Annotated in this window: 16 protein-coding genes and 1 riboswitch; of the genes, 4 read left to right on the forward strand and 12 right to left on the reverse strand. The window is 53.8% G+C overall.

Annotated features, from left to right (window positions below):
- Window positions 1–228 precede the first annotated feature (228 nt).
- The 9 genes from G491_RS0101445 to G491_RS28980 all read right to left on the reverse strand — a co-directional run bounded on the left by G491_RS0101445 (window position 229) and on the right by G491_RS28980 (window position 13,141).
- Window positions 229–1,053, reverse strand: a complete 825-nt coding sequence (locus tag G491_RS0101445) for a nitroreductase family protein (RefSeq protein WP_028313319.1) — start codon at window positions 1,051–1,053, stop codon at window positions 229–231.
- A gap of 71 nt (window positions 1,054–1,124) precedes the next feature.
- On the reverse strand, window positions 1,125–2,066 hold the full coding sequence (locus tag G491_RS0101450) for an alpha/beta fold hydrolase (protein ID WP_028313320.1): 942 nt from the start codon (window positions 2,064–2,066) through the stop codon (window positions 1,125–1,127).
- Window positions 2,067–2,142: 76 nt separating this feature from the next.
- Window positions 2,143–2,994 carry a putative capsular polysaccharide synthesis family protein gene (locus tag G491_RS0101455; RefSeq protein WP_028313321.1) on the reverse strand — a complete coding sequence of 284 codons (852 nt, stop codon included), beginning with the start codon at window positions 2,992–2,994 and terminating at the stop codon, window positions 2,143–2,145.
- 182 nt (window positions 2,995–3,176) lie between these two features.
- Window positions 3,177–4,424, reverse strand: coding sequence for a murein transglycosylase A (gene mltA / locus G491_RS0101460; protein ID WP_084511215.1), 1,248 nt, complete (start codon window positions 4,422–4,424; stop codon window positions 3,177–3,179).
- A gap of 413 nt (window positions 4,425–4,837) precedes the next feature.
- Entirely contained in the window at window positions 4,838–5,248 is a 411-nt protein-coding gene (locus G491_RS35230) for a toxin-antitoxin system YwqK family antitoxin (protein WP_157467902.1), read from the reverse strand.
- A 760-nt stretch (window positions 5,249–6,008) separates the two neighbouring features.
- Entirely contained in the window at window positions 6,009–8,045 is a 2,037-nt protein-coding gene (locus G491_RS33190; RefSeq protein WP_051326950.1) for a hybrid sensor histidine kinase/response regulator, read from the reverse strand.
- 27 nt (window positions 8,046–8,072) lie between these two features.
- Entirely contained in the window at window positions 8,073–8,441 is a 369-nt protein-coding gene (locus G491_RS0101490; protein WP_028313325.1) for a response regulator, read from the reverse strand.
- A gap of 1 nt (window position 8,442) precedes the next feature.
- Window positions 8,443–11,562, reverse strand: coding sequence for a transporter substrate-binding domain-containing protein (locus G491_RS33195; RefSeq protein ID WP_051326951.1), 3,120 nt, complete (start codon window positions 11,560–11,562; stop codon window positions 8,443–8,445).
- Between the two features lie 358 nt (window positions 11,563–11,920).
- Window positions 11,921–13,141: a response regulator gene (locus G491_RS28980; RefSeq protein WP_035217424.1), complete on the reverse strand. Its 1,221-nt coding sequence runs from the start codon at window positions 13,139–13,141 to the stop codon at window positions 11,921–11,923.
- A gap of 334 nt (window positions 13,142–13,475) precedes the next feature.
- Between G491_RS28980 and G491_RS0101505 the strand changes: the two genes are divergently transcribed.
- The 4 genes from G491_RS0101505 to G491_RS0101520 all read left to right on the forward strand — a co-directional run bounded on the left by G491_RS0101505 (window position 13,476) and on the right by G491_RS0101520 (window position 17,322).
- Window positions 13,476–14,201: a response regulator gene (locus G491_RS0101505; protein WP_028313326.1), complete on the forward strand. Its 726-nt coding sequence runs from the start codon at window positions 13,476–13,478 to the stop codon at window positions 14,199–14,201.
- 19 nt (window positions 14,202–14,220) lie between these two features.
- Window positions 14,221–15,585, forward strand: a complete 1,365-nt coding sequence (nosR, locus tag G491_RS28985) for a response regulator c-di-GMP phosphodiesterase, NosR family (protein ID WP_084511220.1) — start codon at window positions 14,221–14,223, stop codon at window positions 15,583–15,585.
- 79 nt (window positions 15,586–15,664) lie between these two features.
- The gene (locus G491_RS28990; RefSeq protein WP_169829375.1) at window positions 15,665–16,495 is read left to right on the forward strand and encodes an HDOD domain-containing protein; all 831 of its coding nucleotides are present in this window, start codon (window positions 15,665–15,667) and stop codon (window positions 16,493–16,495) included.
- 8 nt (window positions 16,496–16,503) lie between these two features.
- On the forward strand, window positions 16,504–17,322 hold the full coding sequence (locus G491_RS0101520; protein ID WP_012610739.1) for a response regulator: 819 nt from the start codon (window positions 16,504–16,506) through the stop codon (window positions 17,320–17,322).
- A gap of 77 nt (window positions 17,323–17,399) precedes the next feature.
- Here the strand turns inward: G491_RS0101520 and G491_RS28995 are convergent, their stop codons facing one another.
- The 3 genes from G491_RS28995 to G491_RS0101535 all read right to left on the reverse strand — a co-directional run bounded on the left by G491_RS28995 (window position 17,400) and on the right by G491_RS0101535 (window position 20,475).
- Complete coding sequence (locus tag G491_RS28995) at window positions 17,400–18,341, reverse strand: hypothetical protein (RefSeq protein WP_051326954.1); 942 nt, start codon at window positions 18,339–18,341, stop codon at window positions 17,400–17,402.
- 115 nt (window positions 18,342–18,456) lie between these two features.
- A riboswitch (cobalamin riboswitch) is annotated at window positions 18,457–18,702 on the reverse strand.
- Between the two features lie 71 nt (window positions 18,703–18,773).
- Window positions 18,774–19,115 carry a hypothetical protein gene (locus G491_RS0101530; protein WP_028313329.1) on the reverse strand — a complete coding sequence of 114 codons (342 nt, stop codon included), beginning with the start codon at window positions 19,113–19,115 and terminating at the stop codon, window positions 18,774–18,776.
- A 334-nt stretch (window positions 19,116–19,449) separates the two neighbouring features.
- Entirely contained in the window at window positions 19,450–20,475 is a 1,026-nt protein-coding gene (locus G491_RS0101535) for a PAS domain-containing protein (protein ID WP_028313330.1), read from the reverse strand.
- Between the last annotated feature and the right edge of the window lie 71 nt (window positions 20,476–20,546).

Here is a 20,546-nt window from a genome sequence, read left to right on the forward strand (position 1 = left end):
CACTTTGCGGGAATGAAGGGCGGCAAAATATATTTGGTGCGAAAACCCTTTGTTGGGTTTCGCGCATATGTTTTTGGCTTTGATCATTATGCCCGCAAGTATGGGGCAGTCTCTGTAGGAAAGGCTTTTCAAGCTCTACCCAACCTGTCAGGACGGCTGCGGCAGCCTCTATTCTCCTTTATCCCCGTGGAGGAAGGAGGCGGGATGATTCCAGATCACGGGTTTAGACTACAGCCATTCCACCTTGGGTTCGTTCCTGAGCGGCATGCGGTGGTACTGGAACTTGGGAACGCCCACCATCAGGCCGCCGTGGACTTCCTGGCCGTCAGCCAGGTTCAGGGCCTCCCTCAGGGGCGTCCAATCATTGGCGGCCGAGGTGAAAAACCCGGCCCAGCAGGTTCCGATTCCCAAGGGATGGGCGGCAAGCTCGGCGTAGGTCAAAGCAATGTGGCAGGCCACGGGGCCGGGGCGGGAGCCTGCTTCCGCGTAGGCGGCCACAAGGTGGGGCGCATCCCGCATGATGACGTCAAAGCCCAGCCCCCAGGCCGTAATCAGGCGGTCCATGTGCAGCATCTCCGCCAGCTTGGGATCCTTCACCACAACCCGCTTCATCCAGTCCACCACAAGGCCGGCAAGTTCGTGCACCTTTTCCTTTTCATAAACCACAAGCCAGTTCACAGGCTGGCTGTTATGGCCGGATTGCGCGTGACTGGCGATGCGAATCAGCTCCTCGATGGTCTCCCTGGGAACGTCCTTTTTCTTGTACCTTCGGACGGAGCGGCGGGCGCGCAGAAAATGCTCGGCCCTTTCCGCGGACAGATGCCAATCCTTGTTCACAGGCGGACATTGCTCCGGGGCCATGTCGTACAGGGACAAGGCGCCGTGGGGGCATACGGCGACGCAATGGCCGCAGTGGATGCAGCTTTCTTCGGCGTTTTCGATGGGCGCGGGCAATGAATCCTTGTCAGGCATATAAATCAGGCTGATGGGGCATTCAATGGCGCAGATGCCGTCTTTATTGCATTTGTCCGGGTCTACCGTGAAAAGGGGCATAATTCTCTCCTTGTTTTGAGCATACAGTAACGGCGCCTTGGGCCCAAAAGCCTCAAGGGCGCAAACAAACTCTAATCCCGGGCGAAATCCCCGATGTACTTGGCCGTAACTTCCGGCTTTTCCTCCTGGGGAATGTGGCCGCATTTGGGGATGATTTTCAGAATCGAGCCGGGGATGTCCTTGTTATACTTGTAGGCGCACGCCACGGGAATCCAGGTATCTTCCTCGCCCCAGATGATGAGCGTGGGCTGTTCGATAAACGATAAGCATCCCACGAATGAATACAAGCTATTGAAATCCGTATTCTGAGCCAGGGAAACCATGGCGTCCACCGCGCCTACGGTCTGCATCCTTTCGTAATAGGCCTGCACCCGCTCCTTGGTGACCACCTTTTTATCGTAAACTGCGGACGTCAGGTTCCAATTGATGATCCAGGACCCGGCCGTCAGCTTCATGGCTTCGGCCGCATGCACCCACCGGGCCATCTTAATGACCGTGGGGCGATCCGGCATGGGCTCCCCGGCGGCGTCCACCAAAATGAGCTTCTTCACCTTGTCGGGATGCTCTATCGTCAGCATGGCGCCCACAAAGCCGCCCAGGGAATTGCCCGCGTAAACCACCTGGGACAACCCTTTGGCCTCCATAAAGGCGTTAACCTCCTCCATGAGATTGTACGGCGTGTAATCGTCCCCCAATGGCTTGTCCGACCAGCCGAAGCCTTTCATATCCAGGGCGATTACATGGAAGCCCTGGTTGCTTAAAGGCGGAATCACGTCTCTCCAGGTGTAGGTGGAACTGCCGAAGCCGTGCACCAGAAAAATCACCGGGCCGTCGCCCTTATACTCTTCATAGTGGTAGCTGACGCCGTCCACTTCCAGGTAATAGTCGTGGTAGGTCGCGTCCTTGATCACTCCGGGCGGAATTTTGTCCGTGGTCAGGCCGCACCCGAAAAACGCCGCGGCGCAAACAAAAACAATGGCTGTTTTTATCAAGGCTTTTATTTGGTAATTCATGAGTTCCCCCTCAATGGTACTCTTGCAGAGTTAAATGGTTAAAGTCCATGACTTCCAAATAGCATATATCGGGAGGTCATGACCAAGTTTCTTTGAATCGGGCGATTTCGCCCGGGGCGTAAAAATGGCGGACGTAAGGATCGGAATACAGTTCATCCAGGACGGATTGGGACAGTTTAAGCCGCTCCCGCACCCGAAGATATTCCGGGTAATAATCCCTTTCTTGCGCCAGATTGGTTCTGACAAAAGGCGCCTCCAGGGGAGCGTTCAGGCCAAGCAAGCGGCCCGCGGCTTCGTGAAAAGCCTGCTCCAGGTCTTCCAATCTGAGCGCCAGCACGCGCAGGCTTTCCTTCTCTATGATAAACCAGCCTCGGCAGTTCTCAGCCGGAGTAGAAAAAAGATCCAGCCCAAGGGCCGGTTTGAATTCGTGCTCGAACCAATTGTAACCCAGGTTCTCGCGCCCCTTCCCCTCAAACACGCCTTGCAGGGCGGCCAGGGCCCTATCCGGGTCCACCTTTCCCCGGGCGTCGAAAATTTCCTGGTAATGGGTCCAGGCGTTATGAAAAAACGATGATACAATCCGGGCGACCGGATCGCGCATGAGCGTGATTATCAGCCACCTGGCCCGGGAGTCTTTCGCCATTTTCCGCCTAAGGGATTCGGACAGCCGCAATTCGTCCGGGATGGCCGGGTCGGGAAGGGATTTATGAAACTTCTCCGCCTCGCGAATTCCTTTCCGGGAAAGATAATGGACGTGAAAAACCCGATTGGGCAGGCCCGCAGCCAGTAAGGTGTCGTAAACCGTGGAAGATCCCACGCCTCCCGGCTGAAACACCACAAGGGGCGGATGCAGGGAATAGTCCTCTTTCATGATCTCCCGGCGAGTCCAAAACCAGCCGGGCGCCATTTTTTTCAGTTTCCTGATCATCCAAGGCCTGTTTTGTATGAAAGTAAAGCGACCCATCCTGCTTGCAGGAATAGCGTCGCTCAGGTTGTCTTAAGCGGGCCATCGACGGCTCCAAAAATTTTGGCGCAGCAGCAGCCGGAGAGCAAGCCCCCTCCCCCTTGACGGGGGAGGGCTGGGGTGGGGGTGATATTTCATCCGTTAATTCAGGCGTCGTTCCCCTCTTTAACCACCAAAAAGAACAAGCGGCCGTCCTGCTTCATGTGGCCGGCTGCTATCTCGGCGTAATCTCCGTTACCCCAAAAAAAATCCATCCGGCCTGCGCCGCGAATGGCGCCGCCCGTATCCAGGGTCAGGACGAAACGGTTCATCTCCTCCCAACGGGTCAACACCCCGTGCTCCACGGCGGGCTGCTCGGTCTGCACAAAAGCCAAAGCGCCCATGGGAAAAATCCGGTGATCCACGGCCGCAGCGCGCCCTCCCTCCAGAGGCTGCCCGGCGTAGCCGATGGCCGGCTCGTCCACCACGTCGAAAAACACATAACTGGGATTATGATTGAACACCCGCTCCAGGTCTTCGGGATGGTTTTCCAGATACTCCCTGAGCGCCTGCATGGACATGGCTTCCTTTTCAATGACGCCCTCGTCGATCAGGAGCTTGCCGATGCTCCGGTACGGCTGCCCGTTCTTGCCCGCATAATGCACATGATAGGTATGGCCGTATTTGTCCTTGATGCGTCCCGAGCCCTGCACATGCAGAAAGAAAAGGTCCACGGGGTCTTTCACCCAGGCGATCTCCAGCCCCTCGGCCTCCAGCATATTCTTGGAGTCGATCTCCTCCCGGGTGTAATAAGGAACCAGGGAGTTTCCCGCCAAGCGGCCGCAAATCTGCTCGCCCTTAAATTTTTCCTTGAATCGGCCCAAATTCACGCAAACCAAATCTTCGGGCAGGCCGTACAGAGGATATTGATACTCCGGATCGTATTCCAGCGTGCCTTCCAGCAAGGGCTCGTAATATCCCGTGAACAGCATGCCGCCCTCGCCGTCCGAGCCCACGCTCTGGTACACGAGGAACTTTTCGGAAACCTGGCGGTTTAACTCCTCCGGCGTGGGATTGGCGTCCAGGACAGCCTCGAAAGCGTCCAGGGTGGCCAACAGACGGGAAGCAGGATAAACATCCGGGCCAAAGGTGAATTGACGGTCAGGGTCCAGCTTTTCCAGATACGCCCGGGCAGAGGCAATGGACCTCCGCAACGAGGCGAAACCCGCGTCATCGTTGAATCGGGGGCTGTTTCGCTCCGAAAGGCGCTTTAACGCATTTTCCGCCGTAATCTTCTCTGGCTCCTGCAATCCGCAACCGCCCAAAGACCATAACAAAACAACCATCGCAACCGCCCAAACCAGCAGCCGCCTCCCCACCCGCAGATTTCCCGTGCACACGCTGTAAGTTTTCATGCCCAGGTTTTACGATGGATGACAAAACGGGTCAATAACAATGAAGGAAAAAATGAAAAGACGCACTGCGGAAAGGCGAAAAACCAACTACGAAAAAAGCAAATGATTCACTGCGCCTCCGGCGAAATACCAACGGCGAGAAAAGCAAATGACTAACTGCGAAACCGCGCCTCCGGCGGCAAACTTTTGAAAAAGTTTGATCAAAACTTTAAAATTCAGGATATCACCATGGCTTCAAGGCTATCATCTGACACGTTCACTTTCTGCCTCTTGGAATGCTTTTACTCATATCGCAGGGTCATGGTGACGCGGTAAATGCGGACGCCTTGGGCGTTGGTTTCGTCCAGGGTGATTTCCTCGTGTTCGGGATTGTCCGACTTCAATACCACGTCTTGCCATGATACTCGTAGTTCCTATCGGTAGAATATTAGCCGCCAAATTTTTAAGTATGTATTCACAAAAAAGTTTTTGGCTTTTCTTGGCCTATCATTACTCCATTCGCTGATGGAGTACAAATTGCCAATTGGATCATAAAAACGATTTTGGAAATTTCCGTCTGAATAATAATCAGTCTCCTTGAACCTAAGTCCTTCATAGGAAAAGTCTTCCCATAAACCAATGCAATGGCCATTTTTAGCTTGGCCCACTTGGGCCAGATTACCATTGTCCCAAAAGCAAAGTTGCTCCCCCTCCTCTTTACCGTCAATATATCTATTTCGACTTTTGATCACACCATTCGGCCAATAAACTTCCCATATCCCGGTATAATCCTGCGGTGGGTAACAACCAAAGCCATGTTCATCAACAACCTTTGTAAGTTCCATCTACACATCCACACTGACGATCATAACCATGCGGAAAATCCTGACGTGTTGGCTGATGTGCTCATCCAGGGTGACATTTTCAGGTCAGGGATTGTCCGACTTCAGTACCACAGTGTTGCCGTATTTGAAATATCTTTTCACCAAACGCCTGCCCGCGCATTTCATCCATTGGACCCTTGCGGCAAGGTGGCCGGGACCGCCCACAAAAAATGTGGAACAGAATTCGATCAAGAGGAATTAAGTAAAGCGTCCTCGGAATACCCTGTGCACTCTCGTTCATGCGCCTTAAGAAATGTTTATGATTGAACCAAGGCATAAAAGTAAGAAAACCCAACCCACTGCCAGGTGATTAAAGGGCCTGTTGGGAAAAAGGCATAAACAACAGAACCAGTAGATCCACTTGAAAAAGGATGACCACTTGGCAAGGCGTTTGCTGATAATAAACGAAAGCCCAATAAAAAACAGGTACCCTGACATCCCGTATCCTGTTTGGTCAACCGTGGCCGCAATATAGTAAAATAAGGCAAGCAGCACCAGCCACGTTATGTTTATTGCCCAACTAATGCTTTTTGCCTTGTATTTGAACTCCGCCACCCTTCCTCCCTTCACACATCCACACTGACGATCATAACCACGCGAAAAATCCTGACGTGTTGGCCGGTGTGCTCATCCAGGGTGCTCTCTTCGCGCTCTCCGGTCGAGAATTAATACCGCTGTCCCTCTGTATTCGAGATGACTTTTTACCAAGCGTCTGCCTGCGTCAATCATTATCCAGAATATCGCGGACTTTTTGGAGAAGCTGTTCGCTGGGGTATGGCTTGTTGATCAGATTGAGGCCTTTTTGCAGGACGTAGTTTTCGTGAACGCCTTCCTGGCTGTAGCCGCTGGCGAACAGGAACTTGACCTTGGGATTAATGCGGGAAATCTCCTCCATGGCGGCCTTTCCGTTTAGAACGGGCATGACCATATCCAGGATGGCAAGGTCGATGTTTTCGTTGGCCCTGGCGATGCTGACGGCTTCCTGCCCGTTGTTCGCCCTGAGCACCGTGTATCCTTCCCGTTCCAGGATGTGTTCGGTCAGGTCCAGCAGCATTTCCTGATCGTCGGCCACAAGGATGGTTTCGCTGCCGCCCAGCCCATATTTTTCCTGATTTGCAGGCCGTTGCTGGGGCCTTTTTTCCACTCTGGGAAAAAAAACCTGAAACGCGGCGCCGCAGCCCGGGCTGCTCTCCACATTGATGAACCCGTTATGCTGTTTGACGATTCCGTAGACCGTGGAAAGGCCCAGGCCCGTGCCTTTTCCGGTTTCCTTGGTGGTGAAAAAAGGCTGGAAGATGTTTTCCAGGGTTTGGGGATTCATGCCGCAGCCGGAGTCCTTCACGGAAAGCATGACGTACTTTCCGGGGGAGGCCCAGGGATTCATGGAGCAAAAATCTTCGTTCAAATCGATGTTCATGGTGGAAATGGAGAGCCGGCCCTGGTTGTCCATGGCGTCCCTGGCGTTGACGCACAGGTTTAAAAGAACCTGATCAATCTGGCCGGGATCGGCATGGATGGCGCCCAGGTTTTTATACGGCGTCCATTCCACAGACACCTTTTCGCTTATAAGGCGCTGGAGCATTTTCAGCATGTCGGTCACCAGATCGTTCAAGCCCACGTACATGGGCCGGATGACCTGTCTGCGGCTGAAAGCCAGAAGCTGGCGGGTCATGCCCGAGGCTTTTAGGGCGGCCTTATGGATTTGCTCGAAGTTTTTTCTTTGCATGGAGTCCAAGGCTTTATCCCACAAAACCAGGTCGGAGTAACCCAGTATCACCTGGATGAGATTATTGAAATCATGGGCCAGTCCGCCCGTAAGCTGCCCCACCGCCTCCATTTTTTGGGCCTGATACAGTTGGGCTTCCAGGTTTTTTTGTTCCGTAATGTCCACACAGGCGCCGATCCATCGGACGACTTTGCCGTTGATCTTTTCCGCGGGGGCGGCTTTATCCACCCAGTGACGCCAGGTTCCGTCCGCCTTGGCGATGCGGTATCGATCCACAACGGGCTCTGCTTGAGAACCTGAATGATCCTGAAGGTCAAACAGGCGTTTTTGGTCTTCTCCATGGATCTGCTTGGTCCAGGCCGTTACCGTATGGGGGAACTCTCCGGCGGCGAAGCCCAGAGCATGGTCAATATCTCCGAACCAAGTCAGTTTATTGGATTCCGGGGTCCATTCATACACCAGGTCCGTGGCGGTTTCCGCCACTAGGCGAAAGCGTTCTTCGCTCTTTCTCAGGGCGTCTTCCGCTTTTTGGCGCTCCCGAATCTCGGCTTCCAGCTGCCGGACTTTTTTGTCCAGCTTGCGGGCCACTATCTGGCTGTATTCCTTGTGATGCTCCTCGGGCTCGTCCTGCATCTCCAAGGCTGCGGATTCATTCCTGGCTGCGGCCTTGTCCAGTTCCTCCTGGATGAAGGCGACCAGTTCATTAGGCTCTAAGGGCTTGATAAGAAAGCGGTCCGCTCCCAGGCTGAGGGCCAGCTTCTCATCCTGGGGCTCGGTGTATGTAGCTGTATATACGACAAAAGGGATGTTTTTAAGATGGGGATGGGCGTTCCAGCGGCGGCAGAGTTCAAACCCGTCCATTTGGGGCATAAGAAGGTCGGAGATAACCAGGGCCGGCAAGTATTCAGCGGCTTTTTCCAGGGCCTGCACCCCGTTTTCGGCCGAAAGGGTCTCGTACCCGAATCCTTTCAGGAGGGCCTCCAGAAAGTAACGGTTTTGCTCATTGTCGTCCACAATCAATATGGCTGCCATACGTCGCCCCTCCCGGGGGTATTGATACTATACCAGATGTTCTTCCAACTGATCTATAAAAACCGCAGGGTCTATGGGTTTCTCTATGTAGCCGGTACATCCTGCGGAAAGCGCTTTTTCTTTGTCGCCGGGCATGGCGTAGGAGGTCACGGCCACAATGGGGGTTTCCTTGACCAGGGGCTTTTTCCGGAGCGCTCTGGCCACGGCGTAGCCGTCCATGCCGGGCAATTGGATGTCCAGAAGAATGACGTCCGGCTGCACCACCTCGGCCATGGCGCATCCCTGGGCGCCGTCCCTGGCAGGCGTCACCTCATACCCGCTGTTTTCCAGCAGGTAGGTTATGAGGTACAGGTTTTGCTCGTTATCTTCGATGATCAATACTTTTTTCCCAGGCATGCTACTCCTCCTGTTGAACGGGGCCGTTAACCGGAAGGCGAACGGTAAACCGCGATCCGTGGCCGATTTCGCTTTCCACGGTTATCTCCCCCCCCATGAGCCCCACCAGCTTTTTGCATATGGAAAGCCCCAAGCCGGTTCCTTCGTATTTTCTATCCAACCCGGTTTCTATTTGCCTGAACGGTTTGAACAGCTTGCTGAAATCTCCGGGCTGAATGCCGATGCCCGTGTCCTGAATCTGGATCATCACCATATCTACACCCTGAGGATTGCGATTGGACGGACCGCTGACCAAAACGCTCACACTCCCCTTTTCCGTAAACTTGATGGCGTTGTTGACCAGGTTGATGAGCACCTGCTCCATGCGCCTTTTATCGCAAAAAATCCGGAGATCGGAAGCGTCCTGCGTCAATTCCAGCACCAGGCCTTTTTTCTCCGCCAGAGGACGGACCGATTGCACCACCCCGTTGACGGCCTGGGTGAAATCGAATTTTTCGGGCGCCAGGACCAGTTGGTCCGCTTCGATTTTGGAAATGTCCAGAACGTCGTTTATAAGGGCAAGCAAATGGCGGGCGCTGTTTCGCACCATGCCCATCTGCTTTTTCTGTTCTTTGTTCAAGGGGCCGGGAAGCTCCTGGAGCACAATGGATGAAAAACCGATAATGGAGTTCAGCGGAGTTCGCAGTTCGTGGGACATGGTGGCCAAAAAAGCCGATTTCAACCGGTCCGCCGACTCGGCCTTTTCCTTGGCGGTAACCAGATGCGCCTCCAGTTCCTCCCGGCGCGCGATTTCCTTGGCCAGCCTGCGGTTCCAGACAAAAACCAGCAGCATCATGCACAGGATGACGCCAAGGACCGCGCCCGCCCATTTGAGAATCGTCCGCACCTCCCTGCCGTGTTCAAAGCGCACGGTGATCCATCGGGCGCGTATGGCGGCCGCCTCTTCCGGGGTGATGGAGTCCAGGCCCTTTTGCAGGATGTCCCGCAAAATGGGCCAATCCTTGCGCACGGCGATGCGAATGCCGTCCACGGTCCCGTCCATGGGAGCGGCGACCTTGATGTTGGATATGTTGTACTTGGCGATGACGTACGATCCGTGGGCCAGGGTGTTGACGTAAGCGTCCGCCTCGCCCGAGGCCACGGCCTCCAGGGCCTGGGCCGTGTCATCGTACAAAACCAGGCTCAGCTCGGGATATTTTTCGCGGATCCGGTCTTCCATGTAGCTGTTGCGTTTGAGAGCGATGAATTTCCCGGTCAGGTCTTCCGCGCCGCCGATGAACGGAGCGTCGGTCCGGCAGAAAATCATTTCAGGCGAGCTGAGATAGGGCTTGGTGAAAACCAGGTACTCGTCCCGGCTTTCCGTTTTCATGACGGCAGGGAGGACGTCCACGCCCTTTGCCTTGGCCTGGACGATGACCTCGCTCCAGGTGTCGAAAGGAATCACCTTGAGGTTGGTTCCCAGGCGCTTGTTCAGCAATGTTACGTATTCGGAGGCCACGCCTGCGTGTTTGCCTCCCTCGGTGAGGAACTCAAAGGGCTCGTACCCGGGATCCACGCCCAGCCGAATAACCGGATGCTCATCGATCCAGGCCTTTTCCAGGGGGCTCAGGTAGATCGAAGACTTGCCTTCCAACCGGGCGATTTTATCGAAATACCTGGCTTCGGAGTCCACGATCCAACGTTTTTCAATAACCTCCAGCTTATCTTTGGGCATGGCTTCAACGCCCTGGTTGATCAATTCCAGCAGGTCTTTATTGCCTTTGGCAACGCCCGCTTTCAGGCTTCTGGAAAACAGCGGGGTGGAGTGCCCCACCACCTTGCCTGCAAACCGGTCCCTGGTTAACAGCAGATCCACCACAATGGACTCATCTATGAACGCGTCTATCTGTCCTTGGATCAGGGCGTAAAGCATATCTTCGGCGGTGGAAAACGGCACGGCGGTGCAGGTTTCCTTCAGGCTGTTCAGCGCGTATTCCTCCTGATACGACCCCTTGACGACGCCGATGGAGACGTCTCGCATACTTTCCAAGGGCGGGGAGACGGGGCTTTCGGGCAGGTAATAAAGATTGGAATCCAGCTCGTAAATGGTCTGGGAAAAATCCATCCACTCCCTGCGAGACTCGCTGGAATACAGCCCGGAATGAAAAGCCGCCTCTCCGTCCTTGACGATCCTGACGCTTTGGTCCCAATCAACCATGTCAAAGACGACCTTTTGGCCCACGGTTTCGGCCCACAGCTTCCAATAGTCCACCAGCATGCCGGCGGGGCGGCCGAAGGGGTCCCGGAAGGACATGGGCTGATAGTCCGTGCTTATGGAAATCACCAGGGCGTCGTCTTTAGGCCGAACCCGGGTCCAGCCCAGCCATTTGCGCTCCAGCTCGCCCCGCTCTTCCGGGGTGATCTGCGCAAGGCCCCGGTTGATGATTTCAAGCAACGCCTTGTTTCCTTTGGCTATGCCTCCCCTATAGTTGCGGACGAATATGGGCAGGTTGGCGGCGAACCGATAGTCATTGGTCAGATAATGCTTTTTCAGATAATCCCTGAGATTCTCCACCGGGGCGATGAACACGCGAATCTCCCCGTTCTGAGCGGCGCCGAACAGGGCCGGATAATCCTTGTACAAAGCAAGGTCCAGGCCCGGGTGATGCTTTCGCATGAACTGTTCCGTGTATCCCCCGGCGGGGACGCCCACCTTGAAGCCTTTCAGGTCCTCCGGCCCTCCTATCCCCAGAATGCTTTTATGAAAAACAATGTAATACGACACTCCGTGGATGGGATTGGAAAAATCCATGAACTCCTGGCGCTCTTCGGTGCTGAACAACCCCGCATTAATCTGCGCCCCGCCCTCCCGGACCATGGCCACGGTTTCTTCAAAAGGCGCCCCGGTGAATCGGACGGGCACGCCCGTCTTTTGCGACCACAAACGCCACAAATCCACAATCAGGCCCTGGGACCGGCCGTCTTTGTCAACAAACTTGAACGGCGGATGGCTCAGGTTATGGGCGATGACCAGCTCGTTTTGAATATCCGGGGATGCAGGACCGCCTGCGCCGCTCTCGGTCTCCTGGGTTGCCAAAGCCGGAGAAAGCGCCATAAAAAAGGCCGTTGCGCAAAAGAGCATCCAGAAGAAATTCCCTTTTATACTCAAGGATTTATGAAACACTCTCAACATGTGTCATCCCAATCTTCTGTAGATGGCTGGCGCCTGTTTTCAGGGCGCGTTTACGTTGACGCTTTGGATTAAAAGGACTGGCTGACCCTGTTGCAAAATACAAAAAAAAGCGTGCAAAAGGTCTTTTGATCTGCAATTCTCCGCGCAAGCGCTCCGGCGGGAGCCCTTAATTCTTACATCTGATAATGATACCATGCCCATTTTCGACAAGGCCACTTTTTTCTACAGGCCGGCGCATAAGAACGGAGGGGGCGCCTAAGGCGCAAAACAAGGCGAGCAGGCGGGACAAACATATAATACTGCGGTATTATTTCTCTTTCCGGTTCTGGGCTATGGGAATCCGAAGAATAAAGGTCGTGCCCCGCCCTATCGCGCTTTCGCATTTTATGGAGCCGCCGTGGGTGTTAATGATGTTGTAGGCCATGTTGAGGCCCAGGCCGGTTCCCTTGCCCACTTCCTTGGTGGTGAAAAAAGGATCGTAGATCTTGGCCAGGTGTTCTTCGGAAATGCCTTTGCCCGTATCCCGGATTTTGATTTCCACCTCCTGCCCCAGGTCCCGTGTTTGGATATGAATTTCGCCCTTCTCTTCGATGGCCTGGGCCGCATTAACCAGGATATTCATGAACACCTGGTTGATCCGGTGGGGATAGCAGTCCACCAGAGGCAGTTCGCCTAAATCCTTAAACACTTCGGCTTTGTATTTGATTTCATTCCAAACCACATTAAGGGTGGACTCCAGCCCCTGGTTAATATTGGCCGGCTTGACTTCATCTTCATCCGGGTGGGCGAAATCCTTGAGGTCGTTGACGATCTTTTTAATGCGCTCCGTCCCTTCCCGGCAATCCTGTATGAGGTCGTTTGTGTCTTCCAGGATGTAGTCCAGGTCAATCCGCTGCTCATACTCCAGGATGCCGTGCAGCTGATCCTTTAACGGCAATGTCATGCAGGAAGGGTCGTCGTGAACATTTTGGCAAAACTCCTTATATTTTCTTACGAGTCCGGCCAGGTCGTCCAAATAGTCTCCCAAAGTTTTCAGGTTGCTGCTCACAAAGCCCGTGGGATTATTTATTTCATGGGCCACCCCTGCCGCAAGCTGGCCCACGGAGGCCATCTTTTCCGATTGAAGCAGGTGGATCCTGGCCTGCTGCTGCTCCTCCTCCAACTGAATGATTCGAAGCCCCACCCTCAGTCTGGCGTTCAGTTCCGCCGAGTCAATGGGCTTGCTCATGAAGTCGTCGGCGCCGGCGCCAAGGGCTTCCACCGTGTTTTCCTTGCCTTCCCGGGAGGTCAGAATAATTATGTATACATAATGCGAAAACTTATTGCTGCGGATGCGGTCGCACAATTCCAACCCGCTGAGTTTCGGCATACTCCAATCGGTAATGACGATGCGCGCGGGATTCTTTTGAAACAGGTCCCACGCCTCTTCACCGTCCTTTGCCGGGACGGTTTCATGCCCCCATTTACTCAAAAGCCTGGTTATGACCATTCTTCCGATATCATCGTCGTCTGCTACTAAAACACGCATGAACTTGCTCCGTTCCGTGGGAAATATGCTTTGGTTTCTGCAAACTGTCCGGAGAAATATGCAAATTGCATACCTTCCGGCATAAAGCTGCCGGCGCAGCCGACCTTGCGGGTTTTCTCGCACTTGCAGGAGGCATTGTGCGTCAATACCCTGCCGGATGTCAGGATTATGACCCTTTTTCGCCTCCTCCCAGAGGCAATTATGCCGCGGCCTGCGCTTTCCACGGGATTTCGAGCGATAGTCACCCTCCAAGACATCGTTGGCCTGTATTTTGCTTCCCAAAAGGTTAGCAAGAAAAAATCCAATCTTTTGCGAAAGGAACGGAGCAATGATCATGAAAAACAGGATGGTCCATATCCTCATGCCGTCCCAGGAAAAGGCCGATGAAACAAGAGTGGAGTTGGCCGGATTGGATGCCCAGACTTCCGTAATCATACATGACAGGGACACATTCAAAATCTCCGGCGTCAGTTATGAAGCCGTAATTCTGGAATACGAAACCGAATCCACGCTTTGGCTGGAAGCCCTGGCGCGCACTTTAACCTCCGCGCCCCGCACCCGGGTGATTTTGCTTGCACCCGAGCTGGCGGCTGGAAGACGGGATGCAAGGATTTCAGTTTATGCCAATCTCTTTTTGGCTGCCGACCTTAAACAGGCCGCCGAGCTGGCCCTCAGGCAGGAAGAGCTGGATCAACAGGACCGGAAAACCATTTTGATCGTGGATGACGACAATCAGGTTCTCAAGTCCTTTTCGCGCCTGCTGCGCCACTCGCCCTGGAACGTATACGCGGTCTCCCACGGAGAGCGCGCCATGAATCTTCTGAACGTGGAGAAAGTGGATCTGGTGGTGACGGACATCAAAATGCCCGGGATACACGGGCTTGAGCTAATATCCAGGATACGCAAGAATTACAAGGAATTGCCTATAGTGGTCTGCTCAGGTTATCCGGGCATGAAAGACGACATGGAACTGAAATTCTATAACATAGCCGGATTCATTGAAAAGCCTGTGAACCCGGAGGAATTTGAAAAGCAAATCGCGGCCGCCCTGGGAGAATAACCTTTTTTCGGAAAAGCGCATGAACGCCCCTAAACCCAAATATAGGCACACCGTGATGCTGGTGGACGACGAGCCTGGAATATCCAAGGCCATCCAGCGCATTCTGCGCAGGGAGGGTTTGAACATTCTTACGGCCCAAAGCGGGCCCCAGGCTTTGGACATGTTGAAAAACCGGGAGACCATGATTTCCCTGATTATCTCGGATCATAGAATGCCGGAAATGACGGGAGCGCAGTTTCTTTCCCAAGCCCGGAAAATCGTCCCGGACGCCATTCGGTTTCTTTTGACCGGATACTCGGAAATGGACGCCATTATTCAAGCCGTAAACCAGGGGCGCATCCACCGGTATCTCACCAAGCCCTGGCAGGACGACGACCTGTTGCTTCAGGTCCGCCAGGCTTTGGAGCAGTTCGAACTGACCATGGAGAACAAAAGGCTGCTTGCTCTGACCGCCAGGCAAAACGCCAAGTTGAAGGAATTGAACCATGGTCTGGAGGCAAAGGTTGCGGAGCGCACCAAAGAGATTGAGCAAAAGAACCTCCAGCTTTCCGCACTGAACAAGGAACTGGAGTCCTCCTTTCACAATACGGTGCGCTCTTTCGCCTCCCTGCTTCAAATGCAAACGCCCATCCTTGCAGGGCATGGCAGACGGGTAAGCGCCATGGCCCGGGATATGGCCATGGAAATGGGCCTGGAGCAAAATGAGACCACAAATATTGAAATCGCCGCCCTGCTTCATGACATGGCCCGACTGGAAATCGCCAGGGACAAACACCTTGTTCCGGTCTCCCAGTGGTCCCATGAGGACCAGGAGAAATACCGCCAGCACCCGGCCGAAGGGCAGGCCATGGTCCGCCTTATAGGCAAATTGGACCACGTGGGGCTGCTCATCCGGTCGCATCATGAGCGATGCGACGGAAAAGGATTTCCCGACGGCCTGGACAGGTTCTCCATCCCGCTGGGCGCCAAAATTATCGCCGTAGCCGACTATTACGATATGGTTATTCACCTGGAAAAGGACAAGAACGAAGCGGTAATAGCCTACATGAAAAAAAAACCGGGCGCCGGGTCCATGAATAAGCAAATCCTGCTGAAAAAAGCGGCGATTCAATTTATTAAGGAAAACTCCGGCGTCATCTTCGACGCCCTGGCCGTGGAGGCCTTTCTGGCCTGCCTGTCCCAAAAGGGGACCGCCGGCGCCAGGGAAAAGGAAGTAGGCATCAAACAGTTAAAGCCGGGCATGGTCTTGTCGCGGGCCATTTATTCGGCCAAGGGGCAGTATTTGCTGCCCTACGACACGGAGCTTTCCGAAGGGTATATCGTACGGCTGAGAAAAATCGCGGAAGGAGCGGGCTTGGGACCGATCCATGTTCTGCTTAATTAAAAAAATCACCCGTAATCGGGATTTACAGACGGTTGATGAAAGGAACTAGCAATTGCCGAAACAGGATATACTGAAAGATTTGGACAAGATTCTTGATCTTCCCACCCTGCCGGTGGCGGCCATCAAATTCAATCAGATGGTCGCCGATGGCAAGGCATCCATGAAGGACATCAGCGATGCCTTGGGGAAGGATCAGGCTATTGTCCTTAAAATCCTGAAAATGGCGAACTCCGCCTTTTTCGGCCTGCGGAAAAAGGTGGAAACCCTGCAACACGCGGTCGTTATTTTGGGAATAAACACGGTGCGCAACGCGGTGCTGTCCCTGTCCGTCGTGGAATGCTTCAAACCGGGCAAAAGCAATGAAAGCGGCATTAACGCATGGCTTCTTTGGAAACACTCCCTGGCCGTGGCCGTGCTTAGCCAACACCTATCCAAACAAACAAAAATCGCCGCCCCGGACGACTGCTTTGTGGGAGGGCTGCTTCATGACGTGGGCAAGCTGGTCCTGCTCCAGTACTTTTATGGAACCATGGAGAAGATCGTGGAGTCCATGGACGCGAACCAGAGGTCCTTCTCCGTGGCGGAGAGGGAATTCGTCAGTGCAAGCCATGCAATGGTGGGCGGCGCCCTTGCCAAAAAATGGCGGCTTCCCGAAGGCCTGGTCGGGGTTATAAAAAGCCACCATACCATGTCCAGCAGCGCCCCGGACATGGACAGGCTGAAGATGGTTCATGCGGCCGATATCATTGTCAACGGGTACCTGGGCGACTTTATGGGGCATAAATGGCCCCTGAAAGTGCATCCCTCGGTGGAGCCCTTGGTTGCGAAACATCTCAATACGGTTGACGTCTGGTTTTCCGAGGTGGAGCCTCAAATTCAGGAAGCCTACTCTTTTTTCATGGAGGAATAGCGGCTATCATGGAAGAAATTCAACATACCGTTCTTTGCGTGGATGACGAAGTCAACATCCTCCATTCCTTAAAAAGGCTTTTGCGCAGGGAGCCGTACAATGTGTTGACTGCGACAAGCGGGGACGAAGCTCTTAACATCCTGGAAAAGAATGAGGTCCAGCTCATTGTCTGCGATCAAAGAATGCCGGGCATGAGCGGGACCGAGCTTATGTCCCGGGTCAGAGACCTGTATCCCGAAACCATCCGCATCGTTCTCTCGGGCTATTCGGAAATAAAGACCATTACGGAAGCCATCAACAAGGGCCACATCTACAAATTTTTCTTCAAGCCCTGGGACGATGAAAACCTCAAGCTGGAAATCCGCGCCGCCCTGCAGCATTGGGAGCTTATCCGGGCCAACAAGGTGCTGCACGAGCAGGTTATCGGGCATAATCAGGAGCTTTCCCAAATCAATGAAAGGCTGGAGCAACTGGTCTGGGAAAGAACCCAGGAACTGGAGTTCCGAAACCAGGCCCTGGAAGTCTCCCACGCCATCCTGGCGGACATCCCCCTGCCTATCATCGGCATGGACCCGGACGGCTGCGTGGTGCTTATCAACCGCAAAGCCGAGGATCTGAGGGAAGACGGCATCGAACTGCATGTGGACAACCCCATGCGCGGCGTCCTGCCCTCCCAGGCCGCCATGCTTCTGAATCAAGCCATTTTGGAGAACAGCGCCCAATCCATGCAAGGCGTGAAAATCGGCGCCAAAACCTACGACATGAAAATCGTGCCCCTGTCCGGCCAGTTTTCCAACCGCGGATTCATCATCACTCTCTTGGACTAAGAGCGCTCCCCAACGGGATCAAGCGGTATACGCCTCTATCCACTTGGGCGGGGAAATCCTACGCCCTACGGCGGTTCCTATTGTTCGGCAAGGTAAGAGAGGGCGAATAACACATCAGCCAGGGTTATTTTGCCGTCGGCGTCGCGGGTGAGGGATACGGAGGCCGGGGCCCCGGCCAGGATTTGGAGGGCCAGAACGGCGTCGGTCATATCCAGCTTGTCGTCCAGGTTCAGGTCGCCTCCAACAAAGTAATTCATATAGCCCGCCGCTTCCAGGTCGAACCCGGCGCTGGTTTGGGGATTGGTGGGATGCCATGGATCGTAGACCGGATCTCCCGAGGAGTCGGGGCTGGAACCGTCTCCAATAATGTCAATGATACGCACATAAGCGATATAGTCCAAATTCAGAGTCCCGGACAAAATGCCTTGCTGGGCCTCAGGAGTATCCAAATCGTCCAGATCGAAAGGCGTACCGTACCCCACACGGTATTTACTTGCAAAACCGCTAATATTCTCAGGATCAACCGTTAGGATTTCCCATGCAGCCAAGGGGATCTCATTGTCATCTTCATCAAGGGTGAACGGATGCGGCGTAAGGGAGTCATTAGGAAAACGGAAAAAGTGAACTCCATCAGAGGATACTTCTAAATAGGCCAACTCCAAAAAGGTGTCATTCAGTGCATTCTCAAAAATCACGAAATCGGCCCCTTCTCCATTTGTTATAACGGCTGGAAAAAATGAAATGGTTATTTGCCCTCCATTCCCCAAGGAAACAATATCCATCACGGTTCCTAACGCCGGCCCCAGAGCCTTTTCCGGGGTCTTCCAGGTATCAATGACGTCATCTCCATAGACAAGACCGTTATAGCCCGTGGCCCACCCTTTGATGGAGGCGTCGTCCATGGATACGGCTGTGGATCCTACCTCCCCGGCCGCCGGCGCGTAAGGGCCGGCCTGGGCCGCCGAAGCAAGGATTATAGAGGTTGCGGCGATGAGTAAGACAGCGAATATGCGTTTCATAATGCGTCCCAAAATAAAGAGCCCCGCCTGTCGGGAAACAGGCGGGGCCGATAAAGTCCCTGAACATGAAGGCTGCAAGCAAGTGCAGCCTGCCTTATACCCGAAGGCTATCCGGAATCCGGAAAAAGTTACGGCAGGTCTCCTGGCTTGAGAATCATTCTACCGGCCGCGCCTTCCCATTCTTTTTCCATGAGCGGGTAAATACCCGGCGCATTGCTGCGCTTTGCTCAAGGAACGCCCCCCGGCTTGGCGGGGAGCGCTTCAAAAACAGTGGCTTGTGCGGCTTTCGTCCTCTCTCACAGTGGCGGGTCCGCAGCGGATTTGCACCGCTTTCCCTGGAACCGTAACGCCAATTTTCACGGATATTTAAAGCCCTGAGAGTTTTTTTGTCAAGGTGATTCTCCGCTGCGGCGAAAGGCGGCGCCGCTCCGGCTAATCGATCAACTCGGAAATGGTGTGGTTTTTCCTCTTAATGTTTTTCAGGAGTTTGTCATAATGCTGCATGCGGATGACGGACCGGGCGATGAGGTAGACTCCAATCACGGTGAGCGCTCCAAGGATGCAAAACAAAGGAATGACAAAGTGCAGAACATTAAAAAAATCGTAATATTTTGACGTGGCGATTAAAAAACTGAGGACCGTGATGGGAAGGGCCAGGACCGCCACGCCGGATCTCAGCACCGCCAGGGAAGTGCGTTTTTCGGCCAGGATGAGTTGCGCCTCCCCAATGAGGACGGAAATATTCTCCGTACTTTCCGTATTTTCCTGTCCCAATGCGCCCTCCATGGTTAATGCAGCGTTTTTGGAGCTCAAATTAATAACTCAACTTTCGGGAATCAAGTTTTCTTCACATATTTAAGAAATTGCAGCAGGCTATGAGGTATTAAACATCAAAGCCGGCGTCCCAAAAACTCCCTCCCCCTTGACGGGGGAGGGTTGGGGTGGGGGTGATATTGTATGTTATCCCGGATAGTTTCCCCCCCATCCTGTCCTTCCCCCGCCAGGGGGGGAAGGGACCATGACTCTCGGGCTCTGGTATATAGATTGATCTGAGCCGCATACATAAATATTTGATTTCAAAGCACTACTTCCAATCCCGAAAGTTGAATTAATAAATTTTAAGGTCCGGGTAATATTTTTTTGCGCAATCCGGGCAAATGCTATGGCTGAACTGGGCCAGGGAGTGCTGTTGAATATAGCTTTCTATGTTGCTCCAATAGCCTTGGTCGTCCCGAATTTTTTTGCATTGGGAGCATATGGGCAGCATGCCGCTGAGGGTTTTGACGTCAGCCAGAGCCCTTTCCAGCTTGTTGATCAGGTTTTCCTTTTCCCTGCTGGCCAAAACCTGCTCGGTGACGTCCCGGTGCACGCCCACCATGCGAATGGCTTCTCCCCTGCGGTTCCGTTCTATCACCTGTCCCAGGCCGGACACCCAGATCCAGCCCTTTTCCGGGTGCTTGATTCGGCATTCAATGAAGGCTTTGGGAGACGTTCCGTTCAAATGCTCTTCAAGGGCTCTTTTTACGGCGCCTCTTTCTTCGGGATGGACTCTGCTCAGCCACTTCTCGGCTGTGAAAAAATTGGCGTCATCCAGGGACAAGCCGGAAATTTCCATGAATATCTCGTTGGGAAAAAGGCGGTTCAGATCCAGCCTCCAGTCCCACAGCCCAAGGCTTGCTGCTTCGGCGGCCAGCCTGAGACGCTCCTGGTTTTCCTGGAGCGCTGTTTCTATAAGCTTCCGTTTGGTGATGTCCCGAACCATGTGCACTGCGCCGGTGATAAACCCCCGATCATCGAATAACGGGTCGGCGGTGACCATAATCCAGCGTCCGTCAGGCAAATGCAGCTCGGATTCTCCGCGCTTTCCGGTTTCTATCATCTTAGGGATGGGGCAGCCTGCGATATGCGCCATGGTGCCATGAACCATTTCGTAGCAGGTCCTCCCCACGACGTTTCTTGGATCCAGGCCCAGAATATCCGCACATGAGCGGTTGGATCTCAAAATCCGGAAATTCAGGTCGATGATGCAAACCCAATCCGTAATGGCGTCAAAGGTGGTCTGCCACTGCGTAAGGCTGAGGTCCAACTGATGCTCCAACTCAGCCACGCGGGCGTGTGTGTCTTCAAGTTTCAATCAGGGCGTCCTTTCACCAAAGTGTGTTCCAGACCTTTCCCCTCCCCAAAATTTCCTGATCCTATAGAAAG

Source organism: Desulfatibacillum aliphaticivorans DSM 15576, assembly GCF_000429905.1.
Taxonomy (GTDB): Bacteria; Desulfobacterota; Desulfobacteria; order Desulfobacterales; family Desulfatibacillaceae; genus Desulfatibacillum; species Desulfatibacillum aliphaticivorans.

What these genes read in the sequence shown, in the direction of transcription:
- G491_RS0101445 (WP_028313319.1), bottom strand. Translation starts at nt 1,053, where the DNA reads ATGCCCCTTTTCACGGTAGACCCGGACAAATGCAATAAAGACGGCATC.
- G491_RS0101450 (WP_028313320.1), bottom strand. Translation starts at nt 2,066, where the DNA reads ATGAATTACCAAATAAAAGCCTTGATAAAAACAGCCATTGTTTTTGTT.
- G491_RS0101455 (WP_028313321.1), bottom strand. Translation starts at nt 2,994, where the DNA reads ATGATCAGGAAACTGAAAAAAATGGCGCCCGGCTGGTTTTGGACTCGC.
- mltA (WP_084511215.1), bottom strand. Translation starts at nt 4,424, where the DNA reads ATGAAAACTTACAGCGTGTGCACGGGAAATCTGCGGGTGGGGAGGCGG.
- G491_RS35230 (WP_157467902.1), bottom strand. Translation starts at nt 5,248, where the DNA reads ATGGAACTTACAAAGGTTGTTGATGAACATGGCTTTGGTTGTTACCCA.
- G491_RS33190 (WP_051326950.1), bottom strand. Translation starts at nt 8,045, where the DNA reads ATGGCAGCCATATTGATTGTGGACGACAATGAGCAAAACCGTTACTTT.
- G491_RS0101490 (WP_028313325.1), bottom strand. Translation starts at nt 8,441, where the DNA reads ATGCCTGGGAAAAAAGTATTGATCATCGAAGATAACGAGCAAAACCTG.
- G491_RS33195 (WP_051326951.1), bottom strand. Translation starts at nt 11,562, where the DNA reads ATGCTCTTTTGCGCAACGGCCTTTTTTATGGCGCTTTCTCCGGCTTTG.
- G491_RS28980 (WP_035217424.1), bottom strand. Translation starts at nt 13,141, where the DNA reads ATGCGTGTTTTAGTAGCAGACGACGATGATATCGGAAGAATGGTCATA.
- G491_RS0101505 (WP_028313326.1), top strand. Translation starts at nt 13,476, where the DNA reads ATGAAAAACAGGATGGTCCATATCCTCATGCCGTCCCAGGAAAAGGCC.
- nosR (WP_084511220.1), top strand. Translation starts at nt 14,221, where the DNA reads ATGAACGCCCCTAAACCCAAATATAGGCACACCGTGATGCTGGTGGAC.
- G491_RS0101520 (WP_012610739.1), top strand. Translation starts at nt 16,504, where the DNA reads ATGGAAGAAATTCAACATACCGTTCTTTGCGTGGATGACGAAGTCAAC.
- G491_RS28995 (WP_051326954.1), bottom strand. Translation starts at nt 18,341, where the DNA reads ATGAAACGCATATTCGCTGTCTTACTCATCGCCGCAACCTCTATAATC.